Genomic DNA, 6,862 nt, shown 5'->3' with positions numbered 1-6,862 from the left:
GGCTAGAAAAATGGCAACAGAAAATAACCCTTCTCATCATTCCCATGGTTAATCCAGATGGCGCTGCAATGCAAACTCGTCATAATGCTCAAGGTATTGATTTAAATCGTGATGCTAAAGCTCTTCGCACAAAAGAGGGGCAAATACTCATGGCTGTTGCAAATGAATTTAAACCTGACTTTGGCTTTAACTTACATGATCAGAATGCCTATTACGGTGCAGGTAAAATGGGAAAACAAGCCACCATTTCAGTGCTAGCACCCGCCTATAATGAAGCAAGAGAAGTAAATAAACGTCGTGGTGAGGCTATGCAGTTTATTGCCCACTTAGCCAAATCGGTTAAAACAATGATCCCTGGGCACTTAGGAAAGTACAACGACAGTTACTCTTTCCGCAGTTTTGGCGATACCTTTTCAGAAAAAGGGATCCGAACTATACTAATTGAATCAGGCGCTTACCCAAACGATCCAAACCGACAAATAGCCCGCAAGGTTAACCGTGTTTTATATAAGAATGCAATCGATTCGTTAACTACGGGAGCATGGAAAAACGCGAAAATAGCCCAGTACCACGCCATTCCATTTAACGCTAAAGACAATTGGGTCGACTTACTAATAGACGATGTGACAGTAAATAGTGAGCTAGGTGATTACCAGATAGATATTGCAGTCAATAACAAAGGACAGTCACCCATAATTAAAGAATTGGGTGATATAAGCAGTATCCGCCAAGGTTACACGAGTTTAGATGCAAGCAGCCTGAACTTTAAAGTAGGTAACAGCTTTGTTTTAAATGAGTCGTTAACGCTTACAGAAAGCAAATATAAAGAGCTTTTAATACAAGGGTATAGTTGCTTTTCTGGCGATATTAATATGCTAGAAAACGCCACAAATTGGCCAGTTTACGCATGCAAAAGTGTATTTACATCAATACCTTCACTTCATGCACCTGCCGCCTTTTTCTTACAAGCAAATGGCAAAAATAAGTACGCAGTCTTAGGGGCTGAGCTAATTAATTTAGATTAAACACGATTTAAAAAGACAGGCACTGTTAAAAGTGCCTGTTAAATCTCCAAATACCTTAAATTTGTAACCTAAAATAATAGCTGTGCAGGCAAAGCACCCTATTAGCTTATTCCACTAATAAAAGTCATGATGAAAGACTTAGGTTTATAAAAATGGAAAGCACAAGTTAGCTGCAAGAATTTGCAAAAAGTTACAAATTATTGAAATTAAAAATTAGCTAGCAAGTAATAGCTTACAATTTGCTAGGTTACTTCGTCGCTTACGAGCAGTTTTACTGCAATAATTTTCAACAGCAGCTACTCGACCTGCAGCTCCATGAAATAAGTTTTCAAACTGAGTTGTTAACGTTAACCAGTTTTCCGGTTCGAAATTCAGCCTTTTAAGGATAGAAGGTAAATGATGTTTTATATATCCGGGCTTATCCGTACCAATACAACGCCCAGTTTGCTCCACAAGCAACAGGTATGACTTTAACTCAAAAGGTATTCCCTTTGATTTATACTTGTTCATTCCACCAACAAAACGAGCAAGTAGCTTAGGCTGCTTTGATTCCTTCACGCTTTGGCATCGTTTTTTAATACTAGTATAATCAGATTGCTCTGGGGTGCTCGCAGCTTTTGCACGAACGGGGTTTAAATCAACATAGGCCATACATGCTAAAAGCGCTGATTCATCAAGTAATGCTTGGCTCTTAAAACGCCCTTCCCAAAAGTGCCCTGTACACTCATCTTCTTTATTTGCACGTCTGGCAATATACTCATTAAGCATTCGCATAAACCAACTAATGCTCGAAAGGCGCGCTCTGTATTCTGCAACCTCTCTACTTAAGAAGACTTGTTGGCCGTCACTTAACGGCTCACCATGAAGAAATTTTTGACCTAAAGGCGTCATTTTACTGAGCTTATACCAGCGTAAAAGAATAGCCTTATCAGATAACCTATTTGCTTTTTTATCATCAACATAAAGCAATACATGAGTATGATTACTCATTACGGCATAAGCACACACATCAATACAAAATACCTTTGCGAGAACAAGCAGGCGATCTTCGACCCATCCTCGGCGGTGTTCATATGATTTACCAGTGAGTGCGTCTTCTCCACAAAGGTAAGCGCGTCTAACACAACGGGATACACAGTGATAATACTTAGTATTCGACAAACAGATTTGCCGCTTCCTTGCTAAAGCCATCGTCCACTCCTTGAACTGATAATTTGAAATGCATTAGCTGTAACTAAAGTGTAGACAAAATCTTTTTTGCCGCAAGAATAAGTTAATAGATAAAAGTGACTGTCCGTGTAAATGAGTTTTACTTTTAACGTCGTAATCCTATGCTTTTGCATATATAAAACCTTCGAATATGCATAATTGCTTTACTTTTCGCTAAATGATTTCCTGCTACCTTTAAGTAAAGAACCTAGTTTATGAGGTATACAGTGAATAAATTAAATTGCTTGCTGATATTAGTACTGCTTGTATTTTCAAGTGTAGGGCATGCTGGGACAGGCGTCGCAATTGACCCTAGTAAAGCCCAAGCGTACACTCCCGCCCCTGAAAACTTAAAAGCTCGAGAACGTTTTCAAGATAATAAGTTTGGCATCTTTTTGCACTGGGGACTGTACAGTCAGCTTGGTGGTGTAGGAAGCCCCTATGGAGCCGAGTGGATCATGGAAGATTTACGTATTTCAGGCCCTAAGTATCAGCGTTTGGCTGAGTTTTTTAACCCAACTGGTTTCGATGCAGAACAGTGGGTTAAGGCGTTTAAAGATGCTGGAGCAAAGTATATTGTTATTACTTCAAAGCATCATGATGGGTTTGCTATGTACGATAGTAAAGTATCTAATTTTGATATAGTAGATAGTACACCTTATAAAAAAGACCCTATAAAAGAGCTAGCTAATTCAGCTCATAAACATGGTTTACAACTTTTCTTTTACTACTCTCAGCTTGATTGGCATCACCCAGATTACTACCCATGGGGCCGAACAGGTCATTACACTAAGCGAGAAAAAAGTGGAGACTGGGAAAAATACCTGCAATTTCAAGATGCACAACTAAAAGAGCTTTTAACTCAATATGGGCCCATTGGTGGTATTTGGTTTGATGGTTGGTGGGACCAAGAAGACTCTAACAATTGGGATAACTGGCAACTGCAACGCACTTATAAAATGATCCATGAATTACAACCAGCAACCTTAATCGTAAATAACCATCACAGATTTACTGTTCCGGGAGAGGATTATCAGGGCTTTGAACAACAGCTGCCTACTAATCAAGAACGATTAGGTGAATTACCTTTAGAAATGGCACAAACAATGAACGGTAGCTGGGGGTTCAGTTTAACTGATGATAATTACAAGACGACTAAAGAGCTCGTACAAACCTTAGTAAGTGCCGCAGGAAGAAACTCTAATTATTTACTAAATACTGGGCCTATGCCTAACGGCAAAATCCAACCAGAAAACCTAAAAACTTTTGCAGAAATCGGCCAGTGGCTCAAGGTGTTCGGTAAAAGTATATACGGTACTCGAGGCGGCCCTATTTCCCCGCAAAACTGGGGAGTTAGTACCCATAATAATGAGAGTATTTTTATTCATATTCTTAACTGGCAAGCAGATACATTAAGCATTGAGCTTGCAACTCCCATCAAGTATGCAACTAATTTAAGAACTTCAAAACCAGTTAACTTTAAACAATTTGAGGGCGCAATTACTTTAGAAGATTTGCAGTTTGATAATGAAGAGTACGTTCAAGTCATCGAGTTAAAGTTAAATGATTAACTTCTTAAAAACTAAGGCTTAAAATCAAGTATGACTGTCTAAGTAAAATATATTTAACAGTGACTGTCCTTGTAAAATTTAGGCATTAAAAAAGCGCCTCAAGGCGCTTTTTTGTGGTTAAAGAATTTGATTCTCTTTCCAAGCTTGTTCTTTAGCCATGCGCTTTTTACGCTTGTCACATGGGTCGTCGCAGTCGCAAGCTTTGTCGATACCAACAGCGCCTAGACCACCACAACTACTGGCCATAGATTTCTTTTGCACAATCATGCCGACAGCCATCGCTGCCACAATTAAAATAAGTAGACCAAATGTAAGAAGAAAAAGTGACATTGCTTTGCCCCTATCGTCAGCAATTAAATCAAGCCCAACCTGTTGGGCTGTATGTATTATATACCCAAACCACCTCAAGGTGCGAGTTTCAGTTGGAATTAAAAGCGATTTAGGCAAGGCATTGATTGCAAGCAATAGTGGTTCTATTGTTAAAATCAATAACGCAGTATAAATCGCTTTTAAACCAACCCTTTGGGCGCTTCACAGGCGCTTAGTCTCATCGTTGTTACTTCTTAAAAGGGACTGCCATTGTTGCAAAGTAACGCCTTGATATTAAACACCTGTGAAACGCTGAATTCTGCATCTTGAGATGGCTTGGGTATGCACTGCTTCTTGCCCTGCTACAAATAAGGTTTAAATGCAGGGCTTGAATAAGTTACTAAGCCATTGTCTGACTTACCAATTAAATACACTGGCAAAGCATGTTCTTCAGCATATTTTTGCGCGCGCTCCATGCCCATTACTGTAAGCGCTGTGGCTAGGCCATCTGCAGTCATTGCTGATGGGTGCAACACTGTAACTGATACTAAGTCATGACGACTAGGCATACCTGTTACAGGATCAATTAGGTGGCTATATGTGACACCATCCATTTCGTAAAAAATTCGGTAATCACCTGATGTCGCAATACCATTGGTACCAGGCTCAATCACTTTATGCACTTTACGAACGCCTGGCTCAGCATCAGGCTGTTCAATTGCAATTTTCCACGTGATGTTGTCAGGCTTAATACCCGATACACGAAGCTCACCACCAATCTCAACCATATAATTTGTCAGACCATGGCTTTCTATCACTTCAGCGACTTTATCAATACCATAGCCTTTGGCTGTAGCGGAAAACGATAGCTCTAAACCATCTATTGTTTTCATCAAACCTGCATCAGTAAGTTCGAGCTTATCAACACCAATCTTGGCAACCATTGCAGCCAATGCTTCATCACTTGGGCGTTTAGTTGGCTTTTTATCTGGGCCAAAACCCCACAAGTCAATAAGTGGCCCCATAGTGACATCTAACGTTTTTGTTGATTCACCAAGGCGGATTGATTCAGCTACCACGTTTCTAAAATCAGCGCTAATTGGCATCACCTGCCCTGCTGGTAACTGGTTAAACTGGTTAATTTCTGAATCTGGAATGTAAGTCGACATAGATTGATTTACATCTTTAAGCACTTGCTTAATTTCAGGATGTAAATCAATGCCTGCAATTTTTGAAGACTCAGCGTACACCTTTATGTGATAGGTGGTACCCATTGTCTTACCTTCAAAATAAAGCTCTTCGACCTTATCTGCTTGGCTGCAACCAGCCATGAGTAAAGTAATAGTTAGTAGAAAAAAGGCCATCAAACCTTGGCGATAAAACACTCTATTCATAGCATTCACCTTTTGGATACCACGCAATGTAGGTATAGAAATAAAAAAGCCTCGTAACACTGTGTGCTACGAGGCCTGTATTCTAACCAAAACTTATTGTTTTGTGTATGGTGTTAGCCACCGAAGTCATCTAATAAGATGTTTTCGTCTTCTACACCAAGATCTTTTAGCATGTTGATAACAGCCGCGTTCATCATTGGAGGACCACACATGTAGAACTCACAATCTTCAGGCGCTTCATGATCTTTCAAGTAGTTTTCATAAAGTACGTTATGGATGAAGCCTGTGTAACCTTCCCAGTTATCTTCTGGTTGTGGATCAGACAGTGCTGTGTGCCATACGAAGTTATCGTTTTCTGCAGCTAAGCCATCAAAATCTTCTACGTAGAACATTTCACGCTTAGAACGTGCACCATACCAGAAACTCATCTTACGCTTAGATTTTAAACGCTTAAGTTGGTCAAAAATATGTGAACGCATTGGTGCCATACCTGCACCACCACCTACGAATACCATTTCTGCATCAGTGTCTTTCGCGAAGAACTCACCGAATGGACCAGAAATAGTCACTTTATCACCTGCTTTAAGTGACCAAATGTACGAAGACATTTTACCACATGGAAGGCTTAGGTCTCTTGGCGGCGGCGTAGCGATACGCACGTTAAGCATGATGATGCCTTCTTCTTCTGGGTAGTTAGCCATTGAGTATGCACGAATTGTTTCTTCGTCTACTTTAGACTCCAGATCGAAGAAACCGAAGTGGTTCCAGTCGCCACGATACTCTTCAGGAATATCGAAGTCAGCATATTTAACGTGGTGCGCTGGTGCTTCAATTTGAATATAACCACCTGCACGGAATGGTACAGACTCACCATCAGGAATTTGTAGTTTAAGTTCCTTGATGAATGTCGCTTTGTTATCGTTAGAGATAACCGTACAATCCCACTTTTTAACACCGAAAATTGACTCTTCAAGTTCAATTTCCATGTCGTTTTTAACATTTACCTGACACGCTAAACGGCAGCCTTCACGAGCTTCACCTTTAGAGATGTGATCAAGTTCTGTTGGTAAGATATCACCGCCACCTTCTTTGATGTGTACACGACACTGACCACAAGAGCCACCGCCACCACACGCAGATGAAACGAAGATACCTGAATCAGCTAGCGCGCCTAATAGCTTGCTACCTGCTGATGTTGTAATAGCTTTTTCTGGGTCGCCATTAATACCGATGGTGATATCGCCGCTTGCTACTAATTTAGATTTAGCACCAATGATAACTAAAACTAAAATAACAACGATAGCGATGAAAACACCAACGCCTAAGAAAATCTCATTCATGATTTATCCTCGCT

Annotated in this window: 6 protein-coding genes; 2 read left to right on the top strand and 4 right to left on the bottom strand. The window is 40.3% G+C overall.

Annotated features, from left to right (window positions below; translation table 11 throughout):
- Positions 1-1,025 (top strand): peptidase M14 (locus tag L1267_RS20165; RefSeq protein ID WP_235383920.1); only part of this gene is annotated, 1,025 nt, incomplete at its 5' end.
- A 213-nt stretch (positions 1,026-1,238) separates the two neighbouring features.
- On the opposite strand, the gene L1267_RS20160 is transcribed toward L1267_RS20165, so the two are convergent.
- Complete coding sequence (locus tag L1267_RS20160; RefSeq protein WP_235383919.1) at positions 1,239-2,216, bottom strand: transposase; 978 nt, start codon at positions 2,214-2,216, stop codon at positions 1,239-1,241.
- A gap of 245 nt (positions 2,217-2,461) precedes the next feature.
- Between L1267_RS20160 and L1267_RS20155 the strand changes: the two genes are divergently transcribed.
- The gene (locus L1267_RS20155; RefSeq protein ID WP_235383918.1) at positions 2,462-3,805 is read left to right on the top strand and encodes an alpha-L-fucosidase; all 1,344 of its coding nucleotides are present in this window, start codon (positions 2,462-2,464) and stop codon (positions 3,803-3,805) included.
- 117 nt (positions 3,806-3,922) lie between these two features.
- Here the strand turns inward: L1267_RS20155 and nqrM are convergent, their stop codons facing one another.
- The 3 genes from nqrM to nqrF all read right to left on the bottom strand — a co-directional run bounded on the left by nqrM (position 3,923) and on the right by nqrF (position 6,848).
- Positions 3,923-4,135, bottom strand: a complete 213-nt coding sequence (gene nqrM / locus L1267_RS20150; protein WP_036966498.1) for a (Na+)-NQR maturation NqrM — start codon at positions 4,133-4,135, stop codon at positions 3,923-3,925.
- Between the two features lie 341 nt (positions 4,136-4,476).
- A complete protein-coding gene (locus tag L1267_RS20145) occupies positions 4,477-5,508 on the bottom strand; it encodes an FAD:protein FMN transferase (RefSeq protein WP_138557284.1) in 1,032 nt (343 codons plus the stop codon).
- 113 nt (positions 5,509-5,621) lie between these two features.
- A complete protein-coding gene (gene nqrF, locus L1267_RS20140; RefSeq protein ID WP_135923740.1) occupies positions 5,622-6,848 on the bottom strand; it encodes an NADH:ubiquinone reductase (Na(+)-transporting) subunit F in 1,227 nt (408 codons plus the stop codon).
- Positions 6,849-6,862 lie beyond the last annotated feature (14 nt).

This window comes from Pseudoalteromonas sp. OFAV1 (genome assembly GCF_021532595.1).
Taxonomy (GTDB): domain Bacteria; phylum Pseudomonadota; class Gammaproteobacteria; order Enterobacterales; family Alteromonadaceae; genus Pseudoalteromonas; species Pseudoalteromonas lipolytica_C.
Note: the sequence above shows the minus strand (reverse complement) of the source record. Positions and strands in the feature narration are given on the sequence as shown.

Excerpts from the sequence above, each read along its gene's own strand:
- L1267_RS20160 (WP_235383919.1), bottom strand. The coding sequence starts at position 2,216 with ATGGCTTTAGCAAGGAAGCGGCAAATCTGTTTGTCGAATACTAAGTAT.
- L1267_RS20145 (WP_138557284.1), bottom strand. The coding sequence starts at position 5,508 with ATGAATAGAGTGTTTTATCGCCAAGGTTTGATGGCCTTTTTTCTACTA.
- nqrM (WP_036966498.1), bottom strand. The coding sequence starts at position 4,135 with ATGTCACTTTTTCTTCTTACATTTGGTCTACTTATTTTAATTGTGGCA.
- nqrF (WP_135923740.1), bottom strand. The coding sequence starts at position 6,848 with ATGAATGAGATTTTCTTAGGCGTTGGTGTTTTCATCGCTATCGTTGTT.